21 protein-coding genes are annotated in these 23322 nt (G+C 61.8%); 19 read left to right on the top strand and 2 right to left on the bottom strand.

The annotated features are described in order from the left end of the window. The first annotated feature begins 318 nt into the window (after window positions 1-318). The 5 genes from ABUH87_RS13965 (at window position 319) to ABUH87_RS13945 (ending at window position 5775) form a co-directional block, all read left to right on the top strand. Window positions 319-891 carry a thioredoxin domain-containing protein gene (locus tag ABUH87_RS13965; protein WP_367774615.1) on the top strand — a complete coding sequence of 191 codons (573 nt, stop codon included), beginning with the start codon at window positions 319-321 and terminating at the stop codon, window positions 889-891. Then, complete coding sequence (locus ABUH87_RS13960; protein ID WP_367774613.1) at window positions 891-1391, top strand: c-type cytochrome; 501 nt, start codon at window positions 891-893, stop codon at window positions 1389-1391. The genes ABUH87_RS13965 and ABUH87_RS13960 overlap by 1 nt, the downstream gene beginning before the upstream one ends. Before the next feature lie 55 nt (window positions 1392-1446). Further along, window positions 1447-1932 (top strand): (2Fe-2S)-binding protein, encoded by a 486-nt coding sequence (locus ABUH87_RS13955; protein WP_367774611.1) that lies wholly within the window; start codon window positions 1447-1449, stop codon window positions 1930-1932. Further along, window positions 1929-4115 carry a xanthine dehydrogenase family protein molybdopterin-binding subunit gene (locus tag ABUH87_RS13950; RefSeq protein WP_367774609.1) on the top strand — a complete coding sequence of 729 codons (2187 nt, stop codon included), beginning with the start codon at window positions 1929-1931 and terminating at the stop codon, window positions 4113-4115. The genes ABUH87_RS13955 and ABUH87_RS13950 overlap by 4 nt, the downstream gene beginning before the upstream one ends. 94 nt (window positions 4116-4209) lie before the next feature. After that, window positions 4210-5775 carry a tetratricopeptide repeat-containing sulfotransferase family protein gene (locus ABUH87_RS13945; RefSeq protein WP_367774607.1) on the top strand — a complete coding sequence of 522 codons (1566 nt, stop codon included), beginning with the start codon at window positions 4210-4212 and terminating at the stop codon, window positions 5773-5775. Window positions 5776-5876: 101 nt separating this feature from the next. On the opposite strand, the gene ABUH87_RS13940 is transcribed toward ABUH87_RS13945, so the two are convergent. Further along, entirely contained in the window at window positions 5877-8297 is a 2421-nt protein-coding gene (locus ABUH87_RS13940) for a TonB-dependent receptor (protein ID WP_367774605.1), read from the bottom strand. Between the two features lie 324 nt (window positions 8298-8621). Between ABUH87_RS13940 and ABUH87_RS13935 the strand changes: the two genes are divergently transcribed. Then, window positions 8622-8834 carry a DUF2061 domain-containing protein gene (locus ABUH87_RS13935; protein ID WP_367774602.1) on the top strand — a complete coding sequence of 71 codons (213 nt, stop codon included), beginning with the start codon at window positions 8622-8624 and terminating at the stop codon, window positions 8832-8834. 5 nt (window positions 8835-8839) lie between these two features. Here ABUH87_RS13935 and ABUH87_RS13930 read toward each other — a convergent pair whose 3' ends face one another. After that, window positions 8840-9523: a TetR/AcrR family transcriptional regulator gene (locus ABUH87_RS13930; protein WP_367774601.1), complete on the bottom strand. Its 684-nt coding sequence runs from the start codon at window positions 9521-9523 to the stop codon at window positions 8840-8842. A 178-nt stretch (window positions 9524-9701) separates the two neighbouring features. On the opposite strand from ABUH87_RS13930, the gene ABUH87_RS13925 reads away from it, so the two are divergent. The 13 genes from ABUH87_RS13925 to ABUH87_RS13865 all read left to right on the top strand — a co-directional run bounded on the left by ABUH87_RS13925 (window position 9702) and on the right by ABUH87_RS13865 (window position 23320). Further along, on the top strand, window positions 9702-10928 hold the full coding sequence (locus tag ABUH87_RS13925) for a CaiB/BaiF CoA transferase family protein (protein ID WP_367774597.1): 1227 nt from the start codon (window positions 9702-9704) through the stop codon (window positions 10926-10928). 7 nt (window positions 10929-10935) lie between these two features. Then, window positions 10936-11610 carry a GntR family transcriptional regulator gene (locus ABUH87_RS13920; RefSeq protein ID WP_367774595.1) on the top strand — a complete coding sequence of 225 codons (675 nt, stop codon included), beginning with the start codon at window positions 10936-10938 and terminating at the stop codon, window positions 11608-11610. Next, window positions 11607-12188: a cysteine hydrolase family protein gene (locus ABUH87_RS13915; protein WP_367774593.1), complete on the top strand. Its 582-nt coding sequence runs from the start codon at window positions 11607-11609 to the stop codon at window positions 12186-12188. Before ABUH87_RS13920 ends, ABUH87_RS13915 begins: the two co-directional genes overlap by 4 nt. 128 nt (window positions 12189-12316) lie before the next feature. Beyond that, window positions 12317-13525 carry an FAS1-like dehydratase domain-containing protein gene (locus tag ABUH87_RS13910; protein WP_367774591.1) on the top strand — a complete coding sequence of 403 codons (1209 nt, stop codon included), beginning with the start codon at window positions 12317-12319 and terminating at the stop codon, window positions 13523-13525. Window positions 13526-13535: 10 nt separating this feature from the next. Then, window positions 13536-14705 carry a CoA transferase gene (locus ABUH87_RS13905; RefSeq protein WP_367774590.1) on the top strand — a complete coding sequence of 390 codons (1170 nt, stop codon included), beginning with the start codon at window positions 13536-13538 and terminating at the stop codon, window positions 14703-14705. 4 nt (window positions 14706-14709) lie between these two features. Beyond that, complete coding sequence (locus ABUH87_RS13900; protein WP_367774588.1) at window positions 14710-15906, top strand: CaiB/BaiF CoA transferase family protein; 1197 nt, start codon at window positions 14710-14712, stop codon at window positions 15904-15906. Between the two features lie 42 nt (window positions 15907-15948). After that, entirely contained in the window at window positions 15949-16845 is an 897-nt protein-coding gene (locus ABUH87_RS13895) for an NAD(P)-dependent oxidoreductase (protein WP_367774586.1), read from the top strand. A gap of 34 nt (window positions 16846-16879) precedes the next feature. After that, window positions 16880-17827 carry an SMP-30/gluconolactonase/LRE family protein gene (locus ABUH87_RS13890; RefSeq protein ID WP_367774585.1) on the top strand — a complete coding sequence of 316 codons (948 nt, stop codon included), beginning with the start codon at window positions 16880-16882 and terminating at the stop codon, window positions 17825-17827. A gap of 20 nt (window positions 17828-17847) precedes the next feature. Then, the gene (locus ABUH87_RS13885; RefSeq protein ID WP_367774583.1) at window positions 17848-19125 is read left to right on the top strand and encodes an MFS transporter; all 1278 of its coding nucleotides are present in this window, start codon (window positions 17848-17850) and stop codon (window positions 19123-19125) included. Beyond that, window positions 19122-19955 (top strand): HTD2 family dehydratase, encoded by an 834-nt coding sequence (locus ABUH87_RS13880; RefSeq protein WP_367774581.1) that lies wholly within the window; start codon window positions 19122-19124, stop codon window positions 19953-19955. The genes ABUH87_RS13885 and ABUH87_RS13880 overlap by 4 nt, the downstream gene beginning before the upstream one ends. 58 nt (window positions 19956-20013) lie before the next feature. Further along, window positions 20014-21492, top strand: coding sequence for an aldehyde dehydrogenase (locus ABUH87_RS13875; protein WP_367774580.1), 1479 nt, complete (start codon window positions 20014-20016; stop codon window positions 21490-21492). Window positions 21493-21740: 248 nt separating this feature from the next. Beyond that, window positions 21741-22373, top strand: coding sequence for an aldehyde dehydrogenase iron-sulfur subunit PaoA (gene paoA / locus ABUH87_RS13870; protein WP_367774578.1), 633 nt, complete (start codon window positions 21741-21743; stop codon window positions 22371-22373). Then, window positions 22370-23320, top strand: a complete 951-nt coding sequence (locus ABUH87_RS13865; protein ID WP_367774576.1) for an FAD binding domain-containing protein — start codon at window positions 22370-22372, stop codon at window positions 23318-23320. The genes paoA and ABUH87_RS13865 overlap by 4 nt, the downstream gene beginning before the upstream one ends. Window positions 23321-23322 lie beyond the last annotated feature (2 nt).

Here is a 23322-nt window from a genome sequence, read left to right as displayed (position 1 = left end):
ATATTTTCGCGAGCATCAGGTTCATCTTCCTCACCGATAGCAAGTAAACTGGAGGCTTGGCGAGAGGCCTGAGGGCGCTTCGCCCCACTATCTGGAAGCTCGCCCTCCGGCCCTAAAAAGAAGGTCCAGGCTAGCGCCCGGACCCTCAAGTCTTGTCAGGGTAGGTGAGAGGCTGTGAAGTTCGCCCGGTGCGGAGCGCAACGGGAACGGAAAGCCACAACTGCAAACCCGGTGAGGCCATCTAGAGAAGATAAACGGAAGCGCCCTACGTCAAACGCCCCATCGAGTGCGTCTATGCCAGCCGTTAGCGCATGATCCATGCTGATTGCGCTGCTCTTCCTGATGGGCGTTGGCACCGCCCTGCTGATTGTGGCGGTGCTCGCAACACGACGGCAGATGTACCTGGATCGCCGGGCACTGGCCCCGGTCGATCGCTTTGCTCAGGCGAGTGGCGATGAGGGCGCTGAACCCGCGCCGATTCTTAGCGTTCCCGCGCTGGATGGCGCGGTGCTGACGATCGGAGGGGCGACCCGCGACCGACGCTTCCAACTTCTGCTCTTCATCGAGGCCAAGTCTGCCCTGTGCGACTTTGTCGTCGGCCAAGCTGTTGAGCTCTGCCACGCCTGTGACGTGCGTCTCCTCCTGTTCGGGGAGGGGCAGGTGCAGGACTACGCCGAATTGTTAGCTCGGCATGCAATCAACGCCCACGACTTTGTCCTCAACGGCTCCGTAGGCGAAGATTATCTTATCGGCCCATTGCCCTCCGCTGCTCTCCTGGACGGCCTGGGCAACATCATTGCCCGGGGCACGGTCCAACGACGCGAACAACTTGAGATGCTTCTTGTGCCTGCGGATCGCCGGGCTGAGACAATAAAAGGAAGGCCGCATTGATGAAACTTCGACTGGCGCGCGTGGCGCGGCACGGAGCGGCGCGTACAGCGTCGACGCTTGGTTTGCTCGTCTTAGGAGCAGCGACGGTTCCGCCGGGGCAGGCGGCACCCAAGGCGCCACCACCTCCCGCATATGTCGCTGCCTGCCAATCATGCCACAAGGCGGATGGCAGTGGCGTGCCAGGTGTTTTTCCGCGCATTGCGGGCAGGATGGGCTCGGCGGCTCAGTCTGCCGCGGGGCGCAAGTGGATGATCGCGAACCTGATCTTCGGTCAGTCAGGCGCCATTGAGGTCGACGGCAAGCCGATCAGGGGCATCATGCCCGCCTTTGCCCGTCTCTCCGATGCCCAGATTGCTGAGGTGCTGAATTGGATCTCCGCCGGACAAGGCAAGCCATTCACAGCGGGCGAGGTCGCTTCTGTCCGCGCTCAGCCGGGTATGAACCCGGCCAAGGTCGGACAAATGCGAGCAGAACTCGCGAAGGCGGGAGTCATCAAGTGAACGCTTGCCGGCGCCAGCCGAGGGGCTGGCAAACAAGATTGAGGGAGCTTGCTCGATGACAGTGGGTTTCACCCTGAACGGCGACAGGAGAAGCTTCGACGTTGCCCCTGACAAGCCGCTCCTCTGGGTGCTTCGTGAAGAGGCCCAGTTGCCGGGAACCAAGTTTGGCTGTGGCGCCGGACTCTGCGGTGCCTGCACAGTGCACCTTGAGGGCGCTGCCATACGGTCCTGCATCACCCCGGTGAGTGCCGTCGAGGGGCAGTCCGTCGTGACCATTGAGGCGATCGGCGTCACCGAACCGGGTCGTAAGATCGGATCGGCCTGGATCGATCAGGACGTACCCCAATGCGGATACTGTCAGTCGGGCCAGATCATGAGCGCGACTGCGCTTCTCGCGCAGACACCACACCCCAGCGACGAGGAGATCGACGCTGCCATGTGGGGCAATCTGTGCCGCTGCAGCACTTACGTGCGCATTCGTGAAGCAATCAAAATGGCCGCAGATGCCAGCCCTACCAGCAGTTCGAAGGTGTCGGAATGACTGCCCCAGTGCTCAATCGACGCAATTTCCTCACTGCATCCCTGCTCGCCGGAGGCGGACTGCTGTTTGACTTTGCCATTCCGGTAAGCGCTGCCACTTCGGACAAAGCCTCCCACATCGGAGCGTTCATCCGAGTGATGCCGGACAACCGTTTCATTATCGGCGCCAAGAATGCGGAGATCGGACAGGGCGCGAAGACCTCGCTGCCGATGATGATAGCAGAGGAGTTCGACGTCGACTGGGACCAGGTCACGGTTGAGCAGACCCATGCTGACCAGACACTCTTCGGAGCACAGAGCGCCGGGGGAAGCCGCACAACTCCTCGTGAATGGCTACCCATGCGAAAGGCTGGCGCAGTGGCAAGAGCGATGATGTTGAACGCTGCTGCTCAGAACTGGAATGTTCCAGTTGAGGGACTGGTGACCTCGTCAGGCATGATCCGGGATCGCCGGTCCGGACGCTTGATCGCTTATGCCGATCTTGCATCAGATGCCGCGCGTATCGCGCCTCCTGATCCGATGACCATCAAGCTCAAGGAGCCATCGCAATTCCGGATTATCGGCCACCCTGTGCGCGGTGTGGATACTCCGGCAATCGTATCGGGTAAGCCGTTGTTCGGCATTGATGTTTCGATGCCAGGTCTCCTCCACGCAGTTCTCGAGACCTGTCCGGCAGTCGGAGGGCGGTTCGTCGCTGCCAACCTCGATGAAGTGAGGGCTATGCCGGGCGTGGCGCATGTCCTCACCATCGAGGGTGACGGACAGCCGGAGTCGCTGTTGGATGGGGTGGCGATCCTGTCGATGAGTTGGTGGAGCGCTAACCGGGCGCGCGAAGCGCTGAACGTGAAATGGGACACCAGTGTCCAGAGCTCGTTTTCGACCGAAGAGTACAAACGGCAGGCAGAAAGGTGCCTGACGGAGCGGGCGCAAGGGGAAATCCTGCGCAAAGGTGATGCGGAAACGGCTTTTGCGGAAGCCACTCGCTTGGTCGAAGCGCGCTACGAGTATCCCTTTCTGGCGCACGGCACATTAGAACCGCAGAATGCTACGGCGCTCTTCCGCGACGGCACGATTGAGATCTGGGCGCCCACGCAAAACCCTGAGGCGGGGCGAGCGCTGGTTTCGAAAGCCACTGGCTTGCCGCCTGAGAAGATCCGCATCAACTTGACCCGCATCGGTGGAGGCTTCGGACGCCGGCTGATGAACGATTACATGGTGCAAGCCGCAGCTATCGCCGTTCAGGTGCCAGGCGTGCCGATCAAGCTGTTGTACAATCGGCAGGATGAGTTCCGCCGTGATTTCTTCCGGCCTGCTGGCTGGCATACCTTGTCAGCCGCACTGGATGCCAAAGGACGAGTGACGGCTTGGCGCGATCACTTCGTGACTTTCGGTGCAGATGGCAAGCCGCTTCGGGCAGCGGAGATGTCGCCTTCGATCGTCCCTGCAAGTCTGGTCGAAAATGCACTGCTGGAACAGTCGCTGTTGGAAACCAACCTTCCCACAGGTTGGCTGCGAGCGCCCGGATCGAATGCACTGGCGTTCGTGACCCAGTGCTTTCTTGACGAGGTTGCGCAGGCCGCTGGCACGGACCTGCCCACGATCATGATGGATCTGCTTGGCGCACCGCGTCTCATCGAAGGTGAGGGCCGGGGCCCTGCCTTTGCTACCGGCCGCGCCAAAGGCGTGATCCAGAAAGTACTCGAGATGGTAGATTGGCATGGAGGTAAAAGCCGTCCGGCAGGGAGAGGCCGCGGCTTTGCATTTTACTTCAGTCATGCGGGCTACTTTGCAGAAGTCGTGGAACTTACCGTCCGCGATGGCCAGATCGGAGAGATCGAGGTTTGGGTTGCCGGGGATCTCGGGAGCCAGATTGTGAACCCCCTCAACGCTCTGCATCAGGTGCAAGGATCCGTCATCGATGGACTGGGGCAAGCGATGGCCGGTCAGAAAATCACCCAGTCGGCCGGTGCGGTAGAGCAGTCGAACTTTGACTCCCATCCCTTTCAGCGCATCGATATGACACCACGCATCCATGTCGAGTTCGTGCGCACCGACAATGAGCCGACCGGTTTGGGCGAGCCAGCACTTCCGCCCGTCATCCCGGCCTTCATCAATGCCATTCACGCGGCGACCGGCAAGCGGGTGCGGACCTTGCCAGTTGATCTTTCGGAATCTTCCATCTGACCCGGCGCTCTGGTTGCCTTGACCATGATAAGGTCCTTGAATCACCGGGTGTAGGCAGTCAGGAGGACCCGATGCCAGAAAGGTACCGTATCCTGTGAAGGGCCCTGCAGCAGCGCGGACGGCATTGTTGCGCGGTGACCTTGCTACTGCGGGTGAGGCAGCGCGCGCGATGATCGTTGCCGATCCACAGGGAGGTGAGGGGTATTTCCTCGTGGCGATGGTCGCTGCAGAGGCTGGGCAGATCGGCAAAGCCGTACCTCTCGTGGAACAGGCGCTAGTCCTTGAACCGGAAAACTCGGAGTACCTTGCCCAGTACGCGCGTCTGCTGATCCTGTTGCGAAGGGATGGTGAAGCTGGAGCGGCCGTACACCGCGCCATGGAAGCAGAGCCGCAGGACGCCCGAACGCTCGACACGATCGGATGCGTGCTGGCGCGGCTGGGCGATCACGAGCGCTCCGTAGTCCCATTCCAGACGGCAGTGGCTCTGGAGCCCGACAACCTCGACTATCGCTACAATCATGCAGCAGCGTGCGGGTTTACAGGCCGCGTGGATACGGCACGGGCCGAGTACGAGAGCATTCTGTCCGCAGATCCAGGCAATGCACGTGCACACTATGCTCTGGCCATTCTCTCGCGTCAGACGCGCGAAGAAAACCATGTCGAGCGGCTAAGCCGTGCGTTGGACGCTGCAAGTAAACCGGCGGACCACCTACGCTTGCGCTATGCTCTTGCCAAGGAGCTTGAGGATGTGGGCGAAGCGGGGGGGGCCTTCGATGCCCTTGCGCTGGCAAATGCCGAGCACAAGCAGCACATCCAATATGAGTTCTCTCAAGACGAAAAGGTGTTCGATGCTCTCGAGGCTGCTTTCGGGGGGCTTACGCCGACGGAATCAGTGTTTCAGGACGCCGGTGGGCCAATCTTTGTCGTCGGCATGCCGAGAACCGGAACGACACTTGTAGATCGCATCCTCTCGTCGCACTCGGACGTGGTCTCGGCCGGCGAGTTGCAAGCCATGCCGCTCGCCGTGAAGCAGGCGGCGGGCACACGGTCCCGACTCGTGATTGATGCTGAGACGGTGAGCGCCGCCCTGATCCCGGCGCCTGGTAGAATTCGAGAGTTATACCTGGCGCGTGCCAAGCACCATGTCTCACCAGGCGTGCGCCGCTTTGTGGACAAATTGCCCGCGAACTTCCTCTATGTAGGCCACATAGCTCGCAGTTTTCCTGAAGCGCGGATCGTATGCCTCCTGCGTCACCCGATGGACACCGTCTGGAGCAACTTCCGCAACCTCTTCGCCACTCAATCGGCCTATTATGCTTATTCCTATGACCTGATGGATGCAGCGCGCTACTACGTGCGCTTCATGCGGCTCATGGACATGTGGGATCGCCTGTATCCCGGCAGAGTCCTGCGGTTCAGCTACGAAGCTCTGGTTGCAGACCAGGGGCGGCAGACGCGAAACCTTCTGGAGCATTGCGGCTTGGCGTGGGATCCGGCTTGCCTGTCTTTCCATGAAAACCGCTCGGCGGTCGCTACGCCTAGCGCAGCACAGGTTCGCCGCGGTCTCAACGCTGATGGCGTAGGGCGCTGGAAGGCGCATCGGGAGCACATGGAGCCCGTGCGCACCTTCTTCGAGCAACACGGCATCCCGGTAGACTGATCAGGCGCAACCGTCGTTCGTGATCGTTCCGCGCGGCGAGGGCTGTATGGTGAAAGGCGGAAGTGCATGTGCACTCCCGCCCTCAGACTTCCACATTTCGATCAGAACTTCACGCGACCTTCGACACCGATGACCCGGGGCGTAGCTACGCCGCGAGTGTAGTAGCGCCCGATCACTCCGTCGTTGATGATGCGATTGCGTGTGAGATCCTGACCGACGCCCGTGATCGCATACTTGTCGAAGATGTTGTTCGCGAAGATGGACAGTTCCCATTGGTCCACACTGTATGTGACGGAGGCGCGATGCATCACGTAGGACGGCAGTCGTTCGCCGCCACCGCGCGCACCAGGGGTGGTCAAGATGCCGCCCGTGTAGGTGGCAGTCCAGTTCAGCGCCAGATCGCCCTCTTGCATCGGGATCGTGTAAATTGCGGCAAGAGCCCCCGAGTTCTTCGCAGAGCCGGGCAGCCGGTCGCCGGCAAACACGGTTCCCGAACCGGTTCGCGGGTTCAGCAAGTCGGGAACATCCTCAGTCAACTTGGCATCGAGATAGGAGTAGTTGCCACGCACGAGGAATTCTGGGGTCACGCGTGCGCTGAACGTGAAGTCGATGCCCTTGGACTTGGCCTTTCCGCCATTGGCTGTGATGCCGATGTTGCCGTTGATCGTGGAGCTGCTGAGCTGAATGCCGTCCCACCACAGCTGGAACGCCGCCAGGCTGGTATTCAGACGGCCTCCGAACAAGCTGGCCCGCACGCCGACTTCAAGGTTCTTCACCTTGTCCGGTCCGTAGCTCAGCTCATTCGGCAAGGCGCACAGGTTCTGGCCCGAAGGGAGCTGTATGCCCGGAGTACCGGCATCCACATCAATGCACGGGACCACACGGTTCACGCCGCCGATCCGATAACCCTTGCTGTACGTCGCATAGGCCATCAGGTCGGACGAGAAGTTGTAGGAAGTATTGAACTTCCATACGAATCCGTCGTCGCTGGCTTCGCCGCTACGGACGCGGGAGGGGTCGATCGTCAGGCTGGGATACGGCATTCGCCTGCGGCCCGATGGTGTCATGGGCGTGTCGGCACCACCGGTGATCGAAGTGTCATAGGTGAAGTAGCGCCCGCCTGCAGTTACCTGCCACGCCTCTGTTGCGTGGAAGGTCAATTCGCCGAAGACAGCGACTTCCTCGGTTTCCGAGTCCGTGAAGGAGACATACTCGGCACCGTCGGGGCGGACCAAGCCGTCGTAGAACCCGCCGTAAATGTCGCTGCCGATGGGAGAAGCGGCAAACTCGGGGAAGCCCGGCAGCCGCTCGACGCCATCGGAGCGGTACTTCATCAGGTTGTAGAACCCGCCGACCACCCAGTTGAATGGTCCATCGTGCGTCGAGACGAGGCGGATCTCCTGGTTGAACTGCTTGCGGGTGGTGTCACCCGTGGTGAACCCTGCAAAGGCAGGGAACAGTTCGTAATCGTAGTCCAGGTCGAGCAGCAGATCGCTCACATCCGAGACCGCATGTGTCTTGGTCTTCGTCCATGCCGAGGTCCAGACCGCCTGCATGATGTCGCCCAGTTCCGCCTGCATCTCAAGGCTGATGAGGTGCGACTTCCGCTCGGCAGGTTCAGCAAAGCGCGAAGCGTTCTCGTAACGGCCTTCACCCAGAACGCCGAAGGTATTCGCCTGATCACCCCCGGTTTTGGTCTGCTGGAAAGCGTATGTGAGATACGCGGAGAAGGACGGCACCGTCAGCCCAAGCTGATTGCGAGTGGTGATCGTCTCTTCGTAGTTCAGGTCCTTGCGTGGTGCGAAGTTCGCCTCCTGCTCGGCCTCTGATCCAAGCGGATTCGATTCTGGCCCCGGCTGCGGGAGCGACACGCCGGGCTCGCGGACGATGAAGGGATAATCGATGAAGCCTGGGTCATCATAATAACCCGTCGACGTGCGGAAGGCGAGAATGTCGCGGACCAAAGGGACGTTGATGGCTGCGTCCGCGACGTACCCTACACCGCTGGAGTGCGCCACGTCGTACACTCTGCCGTGCACCTCAGCCGAGAAACGCGTCGGATCGGGTCGGTTCGGAATATAGCGGATAGCGCCGGCAAGCGTGCCCAGGCCGTAGAGTGTGCCCTGCGGCCCGAGCAGCACCTCGACGCGGTTCATGTCGATCAGCTTGAAATCGAGATAAAGGGGAACTTCGCCGAGATACGTCCCGACGGCGCTATCGTAATTGGCACCGGTCGGGTTTGCGCCATCCGCGGAGAGGCCGCGCATGACGATATTGGCGGCACCGCGTGGTCCCGTATCGGTGACCGTCACGCCAGGGGTAAATGCGCCGAGGTCCTTGATATCATCCAGGCGCTCGCTTTCTAGCTGCTCGCTGCCAAGGGCGGTGATGTTGATCGGCGTATCCATGATATCGGTGGCCCGCCGGGTGGCTGACACCACGATAGTATCGGCATCGGGCACCGTGCCCTGAGTTGCTTCCTGTGCCAGCGCAGGCGTAGCCGCCAACGAGCTTGTCATCATGGTTGCACAAAGCAGTGCGACTTTTGTTCTTCCGCTTGTTGGCATTGCGATACCCCCCTTGAGAGCGTTTTGATCCCTGTGCTTCAGGTTCATCCCCCTGCGCCGCCCATCATCGCTCTGCGAACGACCCTTGGTTCGCAGCGCACCTGATCGCGGCGCTCTTGTTATGCGGATGCAGCCTAGGGAGGGGGTCCTAGAGGGATAATGGGGTATTTGACGTAGAGAGGGAGGAACTCGGGGCCGCCTGCCGAACGAGGGGGAGGCGATCACCACGATCAGCTAAACCGATTTGGAATATTGAGATCCGTTCACAATAAGCGACGCATGTCCCGCGACCTGATCAAAACGATGACTTATCTGTCCATTCATTTGCTGGTGGGCTTCACTGTGGCATACGTGATGACAGGCTCAGTGAAGATCGCAGGTGGCATCGCTCTCGTCGAGCCGTGCATCAATGCCGTCGCCTTTTTCTTCCATGAGAAAGCCTGGAAGGCAGGCTCTTGGAAAGAGCGGCTTGCTCAGCCTCTTGCAGGGTAGTCACACTATGATGGTTCAGCAGGGCTCGGCGTGCAGCCCCACACACCATTCAAGAATAGCGTCACGTAGAGCTCGATCCGCTCCTCCAGCCTCTCACGATCGAAACTGTCGCCAAGAGAAGCACTGCGGGCAGGCCCACTCGCCAGCGTGATATAGGCGAGCGCGAGTTCCTCGGAGCATCTGACGTCGAGACTTCCACCCGGTGCGTGCCTTCGCAACAAGTCGGCCAAGAACCGAAGTGCCGGCAGCGTGCCGTGTTCATAAGCCCAGCGACGGATCTCCGGAAAGCGGTATGCCTCTGCGTTCGTGATCTGTGACAGTCTGATACCGGTAGGGCTTAGGGCGCTTTCCATCCGCACGCGGGTAAAAGCGACGAGCGTCTCCTCAAGGCTCTCCGACTCCAAGGCGCGCAGTGTTTCAAGCGGCACACTCCAGCGATCGATCGCGCGCAGCACAGCGGCGCGAAACAACTCGCGCTTATCTTTGAAGCGCGCGTAGACTGTTCGTTTGGTCATGCCGACCGAGGCGGCGATCGCCTCCACCGTCGTAAGCTCGAATCCCGACTCCAAGAACATCTCAAGCGCGCGGTCGAGCATTTGCTCCACCCTCTGCACCGCTTGCTCGCGTGTGGGGCGGCCCGCGCGCGGACGCGGACCGGCAAGGCGAGGGGATGTCAGGCTGTCACTCACTATAGCGCGTCCAATCATTGCTTCGCGTATGCGGCGAGCAGGCGAGGTGGTTGGGGTCGTTTTCCCGAACGGGGTAACCGGAACGCCTCTGATCATGCAAGTTGTGCGAGGCGTCCATCCCAGCAAACCGCGTCGACGAGCTCTTGATATATGATGCACAATCTGCAAGTCCATGCGGATGGCTAACACCTTCACACCTCTTGCGGGTAAGCGCGTCATCGAACTCGGTACGATGATCGCGGCCCCTTTTGCGACACACATCCTCGCCAGCCTTGGTGCCGAGGTGATCAAGATCGAGCCGCCGAGCGGGGACACGACACGCGCCCTCGTTCGCGGCGGGCCCTCGGGCACCATCGTCGCTTACAGCCACTCCAAGCGCGCGCTGTGTCTCGATTTGACGACGGCCGAGGGCAAGGATGTTTTCCGCCGCCTCGTGGCGACGGCGGACATCGTGATCCACAATCTGGCGCCGGCTGCCGCGCGCAAGTTGGGCGTGACGGCCGATGACTGCATGGCCGCCAATCCCGAGATCGTGCACGTTCACATCAAGGGCTACACGCACGGGCCCCAGGCAGACGATCTGATGACCAACCCGATTGCGGAGGCTGCCACCGGAGCCATGGACGATCACCGGGTAGACGGGCGACCGACGCGGTTCGGGCCGTCTTACCACGATCAGTTCGCTGGGACTTACGCGGTTATTCGCGTGCTTGCGGCTCTTCTCGATCGCAACGCAAGTGCGGCTGATCGCCGGATCGAGATCGGCCTTTACGAGACCGGTCTGCATCTGGCCGCCAGAGATCTGGCTGGCATGCAGCTTAAGACCCAACTTCTCGGGCGGCTTGAGAAGGAGGGCGGAGGTGAGTTCTCCATGCCGGGCTACGGATCATACCTCACTGCAGACGGGCGGTGGGTATACCTGCTGATCCTGACCGACGTGCACTGGGCGCGACTTACAGCTGCGCTAGAAATGCCGGAGGATGGCGACCCTACGCTGTCCAAGCTGCGTGATCGCAAGGCACAGCGCGAGACGGTTGAGGGGGCAGTTCAAGCGGCAGTTGGTAAACTCACCTTCGCCGAGGTGGAGGAAAGGCTTCGCGCGGCAGGGCTGGGCTTCAACGAGGTGATGCCACTGGAACGGGTTCTGGAGAGGCCGCAGGCGCGCCAACCCGGAAAACTGCGCGAAATAGAGTTTCGTGGCCTCCACTTCGAAGTTCCCGAGTTCCCGGGGCAGCATAACGTTGCATCGAACTTGCCTCCGCCCGAGATCGGCGAACATACGGAGGCTCTGCTGATAGAGTTGGGCTATGATCCAGCGCAGGTGGCCGCCCTGCTGGAAACCGGGGCGGCGAAAGCGTATCAGGCAGGCGACTTTGCTTGGGCTCCGGTCCGTCAGAAGGGGTGATTGACCGATGATGATGCAGTTTCGCACGAAAGAAGAGCAAGTCGCTGATTTCCTGCGAGAAGGCATCATTTCGGGACGCTTTGCACGCGGTGCTCGGCTCAAGCAGCAGGAAATCGCTGACTTGTTGAAGACCAGCATCACGCCCGTTCGCGAGGCGCTCAAGCTGCTCGCCGCTGAGGGGTATGTGCTGGGGGACAGCTACCGTGGCGCCGTTGTGGCACCCTTTGATCTCGACGCCTCGAGCGAGGTCCTCTCGCTGCGGATTCTGCTCGAGAGCCAGCTCGTGCGCGGTGCGGCCGAGAAGGTCACTGCTGCCGAGATCGCAGAGTTGAAGGTGCTTTCCTCGGAGTTCGCCACCGCTTACGAAGCCGGAGATAACGAGGCCGCCAGGGCTGCGAATTATCGGTTCCATCACCGTTTGTTCGAGATCGCAGCGATGCCGCAGACACTGCACTTTGTGCAGATCCTATGGGCCCGCTACCCGTTCGACCTGATCAACCGGCTAAAAGGCCGAGTTGGCCGGGCTGCCGACGAGCACGATGAGCTATTGGCTGCTCTGATTGCAGGGGATGCCGCAGGTGCGATGCTGGCTACACGGCAGCACATTGAGGCAGGGTTTCAGGAATTGCGCTCATCCCTGCAGGACGCCGACAGCAAAGGCAAAGTGGAGAAATACCCATGAAGCGGACACTGTTCCTCGTAATGGACATGATGAACGACCTCGTCGCCGAAGACGGCTTCAACGCGAAGACGTACGGCATCCAGGTGAAGGAGCGTTGTGTTCTCGAGAACACGGCTGCCGCGATTGCCGCAGCACGAACTGCCGGAGCGCAGGTGGGCTACGTTCGTGTAGGCTTCTCACCCGATTATCGCGAAGCGCCAGAAGCATCGCCCATTTTCTCCGGTGCGCGGAAGAACGGCATCTTTCAGTTCGGGACCTGGGGAAACGAAGTGCACGAGGCGCTTGCGCCGCAGGATGGCGATTTTGACATCAAAAAGCACCGAGTTAGCCCGTTCTATGCCACTTCGCTCGAAGCAATCCTTCGTGCGAACCGTATTGAGCGCATTGTCATGTGCGGTGTTTCCACGAACGGCGTCGTGCATTCCGGCGCGCGTGAAGCGCATGATCGAGACTACGAGGTCGTTGTCCTGGAAAACTGCTGTGCCGGTGTGACAGCGGACGAGCACATGCATGCAATCGCCTGTATGGGGCGCTACGGCGCTATCGTGAAGAGCGCCGACTTCGACTGGGCGTCTTAGCCTCTCTTCCCAAGCGAAAACCAGGCATGTTTCGGGCATCCAGGGTGGACTTTTTGCGACTCAATGGATAATGCATTATCCATCAATGGACATCAGGAGGCCTCTGGCTTCCGCAACAGGAGCAATCGATGGCGACGGACGTGAAAGACAAGGAAGTCGGTGGAGCGCCGGCAGAGGGCAAGATCACTCCGGAAGCGATCAAGGCGGCCGAGAACATGATCGGCATGCAGTTGCGCCCCGAGGGGCCTTATCTGCAGGACGCGACAGAAGACACCATCCGCAACTTCTGCAACGGCATCGGCGATCTTAATCCCCTGTATCGCGACCTTGAGCATGGCCGCCTCTCGCGCCACGGCTCGATGATCGCGCATCCGAACTTCCCAATGGCGTTCGGCTGGGTCGGTCGCACCCGCTGGGGTCTGCCTGGCGTGCACGGGTTCTATGCCGGCAACGACTGGGAAATCTTCCGTCAGATCCGTCCCGGCGATCGCCTGACCGCGATCGAGCGGGTGGTCGGTGTGGAAGTCAAGGAGAGCCAGTTCTCCGGCACTCTCGTCTTACAGTACGTTGAAGCCAGCTACTTTAACCAGCGTGGCGAACTGGTCAGCCGCGCACTCGGCACATGTACCCGCCACGAGCGCAAGGCAGCGCGCGAGGCCGGCAAGTACTCCGACATCAAGACGCACGAGTACACGCCCGAGGAGTTCGAGCATATCGACCAGGCAATCCTGGACGAAGAAAAGAACATCCGCGGTGGCAACGTCCGCTACTGGGAAGAAGTTCAGGAAGGTGAGAAGCTGCCCGAGATCGTTCGCGGTCCGCTCAGCCTCATGGACACGATGGGCTTCCTGGTCGGCTGTGGCCGTGGTCATACCCACGGGGTGATCTTCAAGAACGCGGTCAAGCACCCTGGCCACTTCTTCCGCAATCCCGAAGCGGGCGGCGGTATCGAATACACCGGCATCGGTCACCATCGTGAGTCGACGGCGAAGGAAGTGGGCGTCCCGGGCGTCTACGACTACGGTCCACAGCGCTCAGCCTGGATGGCCAGCCTCGTCACCAACTGGATGGGCGACGCCGGCTTCCTCAAGCGCATCAAGACCCGCATGAGCCGCTTCAACACGATGGGCGACTGCACTTGGGCACGTGGTACCGTGACGCGCAAGTACAAGAAGGACGGTTATGCCCTCGTCGACATCGAGATCAAGGGCGAGAACCAGCGCGGCGAACTGACCACGCCGGGCCTGGCAACCGTCGTCCTGCCGTCGCTCGACCCTGAAACGAAGGTCTTCGTCGACGGTGCGGGTCTCGATCTCGAACTGCCCGTCGTCCGCTAAGGCGATCGCAGTGGAAACGGTTCGCGCGCCTTTGGGTGGGTTGCAGGTGGTGGTTCGCGCCTCCGGCGTGGCCGCTGCCTACGCAGCGAGGCTGCTTGGCACGATGGGTGGGAAAGTCCTTCTCATCGAGCCGGACGGCGGCAGTCCCTTGCGTCGCGAGCCGCCGTTCCTTCCCTGTCAGGACGGCAAGCCGGGTGCGACCAGTGCCCTGTTTGCCTATCTGGCGGCAGGAATGGGCAGTGAGGTCGTTGACCTCAATGTCGCCGATGGAGAGGCTCGCCTGAGCGAGCTTCTCCACTCCGCGGATATCTTCATCGACGATACACCAGTGGATGAGCGGGCCGCTCTGGGCCTTGATGAGGCTGCGATCGCGGCGCGTCACCCGCAGCTCGTCCACGTCTCTGTGCTACCGTTTGGTGCTTCGGGGCCCAAGTGTGGCTGGAAGGGCGAGGACATCGTCATCCAGCACGCAGGTGGTGAGGGCAACCTGCTGCCTAATGGCCTTGCAGTCGAGATGTTTCCGGATCGTGCTCCGCTCAAGATCGGCGGACAGTTCGGCACCATGCAGGGCGGCATCGCGGCGGCGCTCGGTGCGCTCTCGGCGCTTTGGGCACGGCCCGAGAGCGGCGGGCAGTACGTCGACGTATCATGCCAAGACGCCAATCTTGCGGTCGGGGCCTTCGCGATCCAGCGCCTCGGCGATGGCTCGATCGAGCATCGGGTGGAACGCAGCTTCCGCTACGGCGGTGTGATCCCGTGCGAGGACGGATATCTTGAACTCCTGACGCTGGAGCAGCGGCAGTGGGACGGGCTCGTCGAGCTTCTTGGTAATCCCGCATGGGCGCTCGATCCGGCGCTGAAGGATTCGCTGGAGCGCAGCCGGCGGGGTCCTGAGATCAATGAACATATCCGCGCCTGGGCCGCAGTGCGCAAGGTCGACGAGATCGTCAGCGCCGGGCAGAAGCTCGGCGTGCCGTTGGCGCGCTACAAGACCCCCGCGCAAATCCTCGCAGATCCGCAGGAACGTCATCGCGGCGTGTTCCAGAAGGTAGACGTGGAGGACGCCGGCGAGCTCAACGTGCTCGTGTCGCCTTTCCACTTCGATGCTGCGCCGCTGACGCTGGAGGGCGGTCCGCCTTCGCTGCGGGACGCATCCATCCTCGCGCAGGCGCAAGGCTAGAACAATGGCAAAACCGCTCGCGGGTATCCGCATCGCCGACTTTACCGTGCACAACGCCGGCCCATTCTGCACCCATCTGCTGTCGCAGTTGGGCGCGGAGGTCATCAAGATCGAGAGCGCCATGCGGCCTGACGCTTTCCGTAAGCCGCACCCGGTCTATGGCCGGATGGGCCCGGCGACGTTCGACCAGGTCGCGTCTACCAAGATGTCGGTTCGCATCAACCTCAAGAAAGCCGAGGGTATCGCGCTGGCCAAGCGGATCGTCGCCGTCAGCGACATTGCGGCCGAGAGTTTTCGCCCCGGCGTGATGGACCGGCTGGGCCTTGGCTATGAGGCACTGAAGGCCGTCAAGGATGACATCGTCATGCTCTCGGTTTCATCCTCGGGGCAAAGCGGCCCAGACTCGCACTTTGCTGGCTACGCGCCGCTATTTGGCGCTTGGGGCGGGCTCGGTGAATTGACCGGCTATGAGGACGGACCTCCGGTTGAGATCCGCCACGTCATGGACCATACCGTCGGCATGAACTCCGCAGTGGCCGTGATGGCTGCTCTCCAGCGACGCAGAGCGACCGGGCAGGGCGGCCATGTCGACGTCGCCGCCCGCGAAGTGGCTGCGTCTTTGGTGGGCGACATGCTGCTGCTCGCTGCAGCGGGAGGCGTGCCAGCTCGGCAAGGTAACGCCCACGCCCGTATGGCTCCGCATGGCGTTTATCCCGCGAAAGGAGAAGATCGCTGGCTGGCGTTTGCTATCACAAGCGATGCGGAGTGGAGGGCTCTGACCGGCTTGATGGGCCGTGCCGAACTCGCCACCGACCAGCGCTTTGTGGATGAGCCGCATCGGCAGGCTAACCGCGTCGCTCTCGACGCAATCGTTTCCGAGTGGACGGTCACGCAAGACGCGAACGAGGCGGCCGCCAAGCTGCAACAGGCGGGAATCGGCGCGCACGCATCATGGACCACGCCTGAGATTGCCGGTGACGAGCACTTGCGTGCTCGCCGAGCGATCGTCGAAGTGGCCGAACCCGATGGCAAGCTGCGTGCAGCGGTGGGAGTACCGATGCGCCTGTCGAAGGGGGCGGAGATCGGGATCCATCGTGGCACGCCCAAACTCGGGGAACACGAAGATCATGTTTACGGGAACCTGCTTGGCATTGGTCGCGACGAGCGCCGCGCGCTTGAGGATGCCGAAGTAATCTACTGAAAAGCGGTCAAAGAGCTGCATCACATCGAGAGGAAGTTGGGAGTGGACAAGCCGGAAGCAAACAAGGGTGAGGCACCAGTGCTTGGCTTCATAGGCTTGGGAGCCATGGGCCGCGGCATGTGTGCGAATGCGGTCAGGAAGCATCCTGCGCCGCTCCATGCGTTTGACATGAACCCGGAGGCGCTTGCTGTGCAGGTAGCAGGGGGCGCGATACAGGCGAACTCTGTCGCGGACGTAGCCCGCGCCGCACAGGTCATCTTTCTTTCTTTACCCGGCGGCAAGCAGGTGCGGGCGGTCAGTGCGGAAATCGCGGACCACGCGGCGCCCGGTACGATCGTGATCGATCTGTCCACCACCAGCGTAGCCGAGGCACGCGAAGTCGCGGCGCTGCTCGGGGAAAAAGGCCATTCGTTCGCTGATGCTCCGGTGGCGCGCGCCCGCCAGGCGGCGGTTGATGGCACACTCTCAATCATGGTCGGCGCTAGCGAAGGGCTGTTCACACGCATCAAGCCCCTGCTCGACTACCTCGGCTCTGACGTGACCCACTGTGGCGACGTAGGCTGCGGCCAAGTGGTCAAGCTCATCAATAACACGCTCCTTTTCGAGCAGGTCGCCGCTCTCGCCGAGATGATGGTAGTGGCCGAACGCGCTGGCGTGACGCCTGACAAGCTGATCGAGGCTGTCGGCCTGGGTTCGGGCAACTCCTTTGCGCTGCAAAACCACGGCAGGAAGGCGATGGCACCGCGGGACTTTCCCGAGAGGGCGTTCCCAATGGCATACGCCGTGAAGGACATCGGCTATACCATCGAACTCGCAGAACAAATGGGGGTTGAGCCGCGTCTGCCGCGCCTCGTGACCGAGTACTACCAAGCAGCGATCGATCAAGGAATTGGGGAGAAATACTTCCCGGCGATCATCGAAGTGGTCGACCGTAAATAGCGGCGTCCGAAAAACGGGATGAGGAAGAGGATCGATGGAGCTTCGTAAGCTTGACTACAGGGTTGTAACGGACGGCCTGATCTTCCCCGAAGGTCCCATCGCCATGCCGGACGGCTCGGTCCTGGTGGTGGAGATCAAGGGTGGGCGGCTGATCCGCGTCCAGCCTGACGGGACAAAAGAGGTCGTCGCAGATCTGGGCGGCGGTCCCAATGGTGCGGCGATAGGCCCGGATGGCGCATGCTACGTCGCGCAGAATGGCGGCTTTCATTGGCTCCAGGAGGACATCTTCGGCGTCAACGGCTATAATCGTCCGCACGGCCGCGCGCACGATTACGAGGGAGGTTCGATCCAGCGCGTTGATCTGTCGAACGGTGAGGTCACCACGCTCTATTCGGAGTGTGAGGGGGTGCCTATCAATGGGCCGAACGACATCACCTTCGATGCGAATGGTGACATGTGGTTCACCGATCACGGCAAGACCTACGACCGGAAGATGGATAGCGGAGCGGTCTATCACGCATCTGCAGACGGCGCTTACATTCGCGAAGCCATATCCCCGATGGTGACACCCAACGGGTGCGCTTTGTCGCCGGACGAAAAGACGCTCTACGTGTCAGAGACGGAGACAGGCCGGCTGTGGCACTGGCCCATCAGCGGCAGGGGAGAAGTCGGCAAGAAGGCTTGGCCATCGCCGAACGGTGGCGAACTCCTCGGGCAAGCGACAGGGTATCAGCGCTTTGACTCGATGGCGCTTGAGGCGAACGGCAACGTCTGCGTGGGGACGCTCGTCACCGGCGGGATCACCGTGTTCTCACCCGAAGGTGAGAAGCTTGAGTACTGGGAAGGCCCGGAACCATACTGCACCAACATATGCTTTGGTGGCCCTGATATGCGGACGGCCTACATCACGGTTTCGGGCCATGGCCTTCTCATCGCGGTCGACTGGCCGCGCCCCGGCCTGCCGCTGCTCCACCAGCGATGAGCACGCTCTCAGCGAACCCTATGCGTGACAAGCGCCGCGTGCTTTTCGCGGCGTCGATGGGCACGGCTGTCGAGTTCTACGACTTCTTCATCTACGGAACCGCTGCCGCCATCGTATTCGGGCCGCTGTTCTTCCCGGCGGAGTCCAAGGCGGCGCAGACGCTCCTGGCCTTCGCCAGCTTTGGCATTGCCTTCCTCGCACGGCCTGTCGGTGCGGTGTTTTTCGGTCATTTCGGAGACCGGATCGGCCGCAAGTCTACGCTCGTCGCCTCGCTGCTGACGATGGGCATTTCAACTTTCCTCATCGCGCTGCTGCCCACCTACGCCGTGGCAGGATGGATAGCGCCTGCCTTGTTGTGCCTCATGCGCTTCGGGCAAGGGTTTGGCCTTGGGGGAGAGTGGGGGGGGGCAGCCCTGCTCACCGCCGAACATGCGCCCAAGGGATGGGAGAGCCGCTTCGTATCGATCATGCAGCTCGGCTCGCCCATAGGCTTTTTCGCGGCCAACGGCGTGTTCCTGCTCCTGGGCGTGCTGCTCAGCGAGGAGGAGTTCATGGACTGGGGGTGGCGGATCCCGTTCCTGGCAAGCGCGTTGCTGGTGGCGATCGGGCTCTACGTTCGCCTGAAGATCGAAGAGACGCCGCAGTTCCGCGCCGCGTTGGAGCGCGATGAGGTTGTGCGCGTGCCTTTCGTCGAGATCGTCTCACGACATGGCGGACACCTCCTTGCGGGAGCGGCAGGCGTCGTCGCGACGTTCGCGGTGTTCTATATCGCCACCGCCTTTGCTCTGGCACTCGCGGTCGATGAGCTGGGATACGACCGGCAGGCGATCCTCGTGGTCCAGATGGTGGCGAACTGCTTCTACGTGGTGGGCATCCTGGCAGCCGGACGCCTTGGTGACGGGATTGGCCCGGCGCGCGTACTCATGGGTGGAGCGGTAGCAACCGCGCTGGTCGGCCTGATCTTCGAGGCCGGGATGCGCTCAGGGTCGCTGTTCATTCTCGGCGCCACACTCTCCACCGCCATGTTGGTCCTCGGCTTCAACAACGGACCGCTCGGGAGTTGGCTGGCGAGCCTGTTCCCGGTCCGCTCGCGCTACACAGGTGTGTCGCTCGCTTTCAATGCGGGCGGGATCCTGGGCGGTGCAGTAGTCCCGTTCGTGGCGCAACTCTTCGTCGTGCAGGGTCTGACCCGCACAACGGGCGCGCTGCTGTTTCTCGCGGGCCTTGCCACCGTGGCGGGCACCGCCTTCGCGCGACCGACGCGCACAACTGACTTCAAGGAAGGGCATACAGCTTGAGCGAATTCGACGACTGGGTTGGACGCAGCCAGACCTCCACCGACACATTTGACTGCGCGCGCAGCAACGCACTGAGCCTGGCGCTTGGCGGCGAGGGCAGCCTCAAGGCTGGCGATCGCATGCCCCTGCTGCACCACTGGCTCTACTTCTGGGATGTGAAGCCGCCCGCTGGCCTAGGGACCGACGGACACCCGGCGAAGGGCGGCTTCCTTCCCCCAGTGCCGCTGCCGCGACGCATGTGGGCGGGTGGGCGTCTGATCTTCCACAGACCGCTGCTGCTCGGCGCGGAGGTGAGCAAGACGTCCACCATTCTATCGGTCACTGAGAAGACCGGTCGCACCGGCACACTCGTCTTCGTAACTGTGCGTCACGAGCTGAACGCAGGAGAGGGCGTGGCCATCACCGAAGAGCAGGATCTCGTCTACAGGGAGCCTGCGAGCGCGAGCCTACCGGTGCCCACCGCGGCCCCGGCACCTGCTACGGCATGGGTGGAGCAGATCGATCCCAATCCGGTGCTGCTGTTCCGCTATTCCGCGCTGACAATGAATGGTCACCGGATCCATTACGATCGGCCTTATGCGGTCGAAGAAGAAGCCTATCCTGCGCTGGTCGTCCATGGTCCACTCCAGGCGACGCTCCTTATCGGCATCGCCGAGCGGAACCTGGATGAGCCGATCACCGGTTTCAGCTTCCGCGGCCAGCAGCCTGCCTTTGACGGCGTTCCACTTCATGTCTGCGGTGAGCCCGGAGATAACGGCGCGGAGGTGTGGACGCAGCAGGGCGAGGCCAAGAACATGGTGGCGACGGTCACGACCGGACAGTCGGCCTAGGCACCGAGAAGAGAAATGATGCGGCCGGAGAGGCACTGTCCGGCCGCACCTGGAGAACATGATGACGACCTACCAGCTCTTTATCGACGGGCAGTGGCGCAATGCTTCCGACGGCGCGACGATGCCGGCGATCAACCCCTACAATCAAGAGGTGCACGCCACCGTTGCGGTCGCGACTGCGGACGACGTGGCAGAGGCAGTGGCCGCCGCGCGCCGCGCCTACAAGACCGCATGGAGCAAGACCTCGCCGGGAGAGCGGGCCAGGCTGCTCAACAAAGTCGCCGACATGCTGGACGCCGATGCAGATCGCATGGCGCTGCTCGAGACCACCGACAACGGCAAGGTCATTCGCGAGACTCATAACCAGATGGGCTATGCCGCTCGCATCTTTCGCTACTACGCGGCCTGGGCAGACAAGATGCACGGCGATGTTGTTCCGCTCGACCAGAAGGACACGCTCGATCTCGCGATACGCGTTCCTTACGGCGTCGTGGCCTGCGTCACCGCCTGGAACTCGCCGGTAGCGATCCTGACGAACACACTGCCTGCCGCTCTTGCTGCCGGTAACTGCGTGATCCTCAAGCCCAGCGAGCATGCATCCACCACAACTCTTGAAGTGGCGAAGATGTGTGAGAAGGCGGGCTTTCCTGCCGGCGTGGTGCAGGTCGTCACCGGTGCTGCGGAAGTCGGCCAGGCGCTCACCAGCAGCAAGGACGTCGACAAGATCAGCTTCACCGGCAGCCCCGGCGTCGGCCGGGCCATCGCTCAGGTCGCGGGCGGCAACCTTAAGCCGGTGACGATGGAGCTTGGCGGCAAATCGCCGAATATCGTCTTCGATGATGCCGATTTTGACCGGGCCCTCATCGGAGCGCTTGCAGGTATCTTCGGTGCCACGGGGCAGACCTGCATTGCCGGTTCGCGCCTACTGGTCCAGCGCGGCATCTATGACCGCATGGTAGAGGGCCTCGCCAAGCGTGCAGCGATGATCCGCATGGGCGACCCGCGCCTCGCCGAGACGGAAATGGGCACTGCTGCCAACGAGCCGCAGTTCAACAAGATCCTCTCGTTCATCGAGGCAGCCAAAGGCGACGGCGCGCGTCTCGTCGCAGGCGGCGGCCGTGCCGAAGGGGCCGGTCTGGAGAAGGGCTTCTTCATCGAGCCCACAATCTTTGCCGACGTCCGGAACGAGATGAAGGTGGCCGCCGAGGAAATCTTCGGTCCGGTCCTCTCGATCATTCCCTTCGACGAAGAGGAAGAAGCGGTGCAGATCGCCAACGATACACGCTACGGACTCGCCAGCGGTATCTGGTCGGAGAATATCACCCGGTGCATGCGCATGATGCGCGCGATCGACAGTGGTGTCGTTTGGGTGAACACCTACCGAGTGGCGGCACCGCAGGCACCGTTCGGGGGAATGAAGGATTCCGGCTTTGGCCGAGTGCGCGGTGAGGCAGGCATCCTTGAGTTCATGCAGACGAAGAACGTCTTCATCGACTTCTCTGGCGACAAGCGCGATCCATTCTCCATGAAGTTCTGAAAAGGCACTCCTGTGCGCGCCTGACCAGCCAAACTGATCTGCAGCCATCTTAAGGCGCGCGCGGGCTCTGCGCGCGCCTTCGTTCGCTAGATTGCGCCTGGGGCCGTAGCCGCCTAGATAGGCGAGCATCCGTATCGCCTCTCACGCGTTAGCGGATCGCCCGATCTTCTCCCTCGATGGCGGGATCGGTAGTCACGGCGGGCAATTCGCCCGGCTATGGCTGCGCATGATGGAAGGAGATGCGGCTCATGGCAGGAAGCGCCGGTTACGGCCTCTCACGCCGAGGTGTGCTTGCAGCGAGCGCGGCTTCGGCGGCGTTCACGGCTGTGCCGCTATCCGCCCACTCCGCAACGCGAAAACGGGAGCCAGGTGCAGTGCCGGTCAGTTTTGAAGTCAACGGTCAGCACGTTGAACTTTCTCTCGATACGCGAACGACGCTTCTCGACGCGCTGAGGGAGCACCTCAAGCTTACGGGCACCAAGAAGGGCTGCGATCACGGACAGTGCGGTGCCTGCACGGTCCTGGTGAACGGAGTGCGGATCAACTCTTGCCTGAGCCTGGCGGTTCAGCACGAGGGAGACGAAGTGACCACTATCGAGGGGCTCGGCACACCCGATCGCCTCCACCCCATGCAGGCCGCTTTCATCAAGCACGATGGTTATCAGTGCGGCTATTGCACGCCGGGGCAGATCTGCTCGGCCGTAGCAGTGCTGAAAGAGATCGAAGCTGGGATCCCCAGCCACGTTCAGGCGGATGTCACGTCCCGGCCCGAACCGAGCAACATCGAATTTCGTGAGCGTATGAGCGGCAATCTCTGTCGGTGTGGGGCATACTCCAACATCGCGGAGGCCATTGCCGAGGTGGCGGGGGCTAAGGCGTGAGGTCTTTCACGTATGAGAGAGCCAGGAGCCCCGAACAGGCCGCAGCTGCCGTTGCAAGCAGGCGGGGCGCCATGTTCCTGGCAGGCGGGACCAATCTCCTCGACTTGATGAAGCTGGAGATCGAGACGCCCACGCATCTTGTCGATGTGCAGGACCTCAAGCTCGACGCAATCGAAGAGACCACCGAGGGCGGTCTGAGGATCGGCGCTTTGGCCACCAACACAGCGGTGGCCGCCGATGCGCGGATACGCCGAGACTATAGTGTGTTAACGCGTGCAATCGTTGCGGGCGCAAGTGGGCAGTTGCGCAACAAGGCGACTACGGCTGGCAATCTTCTCCAGCGCACCCGCTGCCCCTATTTCTACGACACGAACATGCCGTGTAACAAACGCAAGCCTGGTTCCGGGTGTGCTGCGCTGGGTGGCTATTCACGGCAACTCGCAGTCATCGGCTCGTCGGACCAGTGCATCGCCACTTATCCCGGTGACATGGCCGTTGCCCTGCGGGTACTTGATGCGGCGGTCGAAACGGTCAAGGCTGACGGAACGGCGCGGACCATTCCCATCGCCGAGTTCCATCGCCTGCCGGGAACCCAGCCTCAGCGCGACAACTCACTAGAGCGGGGTGAACTGATCACTGCTGTTACGCTCCCGCGGCCGATAGGAGGCAGGCACTTCTATCACAAGGTCCGGGACAGGGCTTCGTATGCTTTCGCCCTGGTGTCCGTGGCGGCAGTTCTGCAGAAAGACGGCAGCGGGCGAGTGGCGTTTGGCGGCGTTGCCCACAAGCCGTGGCGAGTGGAGGCCGCGGAGGCGGCACTGCCACTAGGAGCTCCCGCCGTGGCGGCGCAGGTATTCGCTGACGCGCAACCCACTGAGGACAACAAATTCAAGATCTCTCTTGCAGAGCGCACGCTCGCATCTGTGATCGCACAGGCAAGGAGCTGACG

The sequence above is a fragment of the Novosphingobium rhizovicinum genome (genome assembly GCF_040813635.1).
Classification (GTDB): Bacteria; Pseudomonadota; Alphaproteobacteria; order Sphingomonadales; family Sphingomonadaceae; genus Novosphingobium; species Novosphingobium rhizovicinum.
This window is presented reverse-complemented; position numbering and strand designations above follow the sequence as displayed.

Excerpts from the sequence above, each read along its gene's own strand:
- ABUH87_RS13965 (WP_367774615.1), top strand. The coding sequence starts at position 319 with ATGCTGATTGCGCTGCTCTTCCTGATGGGCGTTGGCACCGCCCTGCTG.
- ABUH87_RS13960 (WP_367774613.1), top strand. The coding sequence starts at position 891 with ATGAAACTTCGACTGGCGCGCGTGGCGCGGCACGGAGCGGCGCGTACA.
- ABUH87_RS13955 (WP_367774611.1), top strand. The coding sequence starts at position 1,447 with ATGACAGTGGGTTTCACCCTGAACGGCGACAGGAGAAGCTTCGACGTT.
- ABUH87_RS13950 (WP_367774609.1), top strand. The coding sequence starts at position 1,929 with ATGACTGCCCCAGTGCTCAATCGACGCAATTTCCTCACTGCATCCCTG.
- ABUH87_RS13940 (WP_367774605.1), bottom strand. The coding sequence starts at position 8,297 with ATGATGACAAGCTCGTTGGCGGCTACGCCTGCGCTGGCACAGGAAGCA.
- ABUH87_RS13935 (WP_367774602.1), top strand. The coding sequence starts at position 8,622 with ATGTCCCGCGACCTGATCAAAACGATGACTTATCTGTCCATTCATTTG.
- ABUH87_RS13925 (WP_367774597.1), top strand. The coding sequence starts at position 9,702 with ATGGCTAACACCTTCACACCTCTTGCGGGTAAGCGCGTCATCGAACTC.
- ABUH87_RS13920 (WP_367774595.1), top strand. The coding sequence starts at position 10,936 with ATGATGATGCAGTTTCGCACGAAAGAAGAGCAAGTCGCTGATTTCCTG.
- ABUH87_RS13915 (WP_367774593.1), top strand. The coding sequence starts at position 11,607 with ATGAAGCGGACACTGTTCCTCGTAATGGACATGATGAACGACCTCGTC.
- ABUH87_RS13910 (WP_367774591.1), top strand. The coding sequence starts at position 12,317 with ATGGCGACGGACGTGAAAGACAAGGAAGTCGGTGGAGCGCCGGCAGAG.
- ABUH87_RS13900 (WP_367774588.1), top strand. The coding sequence starts at position 14,710 with ATGGCAAAACCGCTCGCGGGTATCCGCATCGCCGACTTTACCGTGCAC.
- ABUH87_RS13890 (WP_367774585.1), top strand. The coding sequence starts at position 16,880 with ATGGAGCTTCGTAAGCTTGACTACAGGGTTGTAACGGACGGCCTGATC.
- ABUH87_RS13885 (WP_367774583.1), top strand. The coding sequence starts at position 17,848 with ATGCGTGACAAGCGCCGCGTGCTTTTCGCGGCGTCGATGGGCACGGCT.
- ABUH87_RS13875 (WP_367774580.1), top strand. The coding sequence starts at position 20,014 with ATGATGACGACCTACCAGCTCTTTATCGACGGGCAGTGGCGCAATGCT.
- paoA (WP_367774578.1), top strand. The coding sequence starts at position 21,741 with ATGGCAGGAAGCGCCGGTTACGGCCTCTCACGCCGAGGTGTGCTTGCA.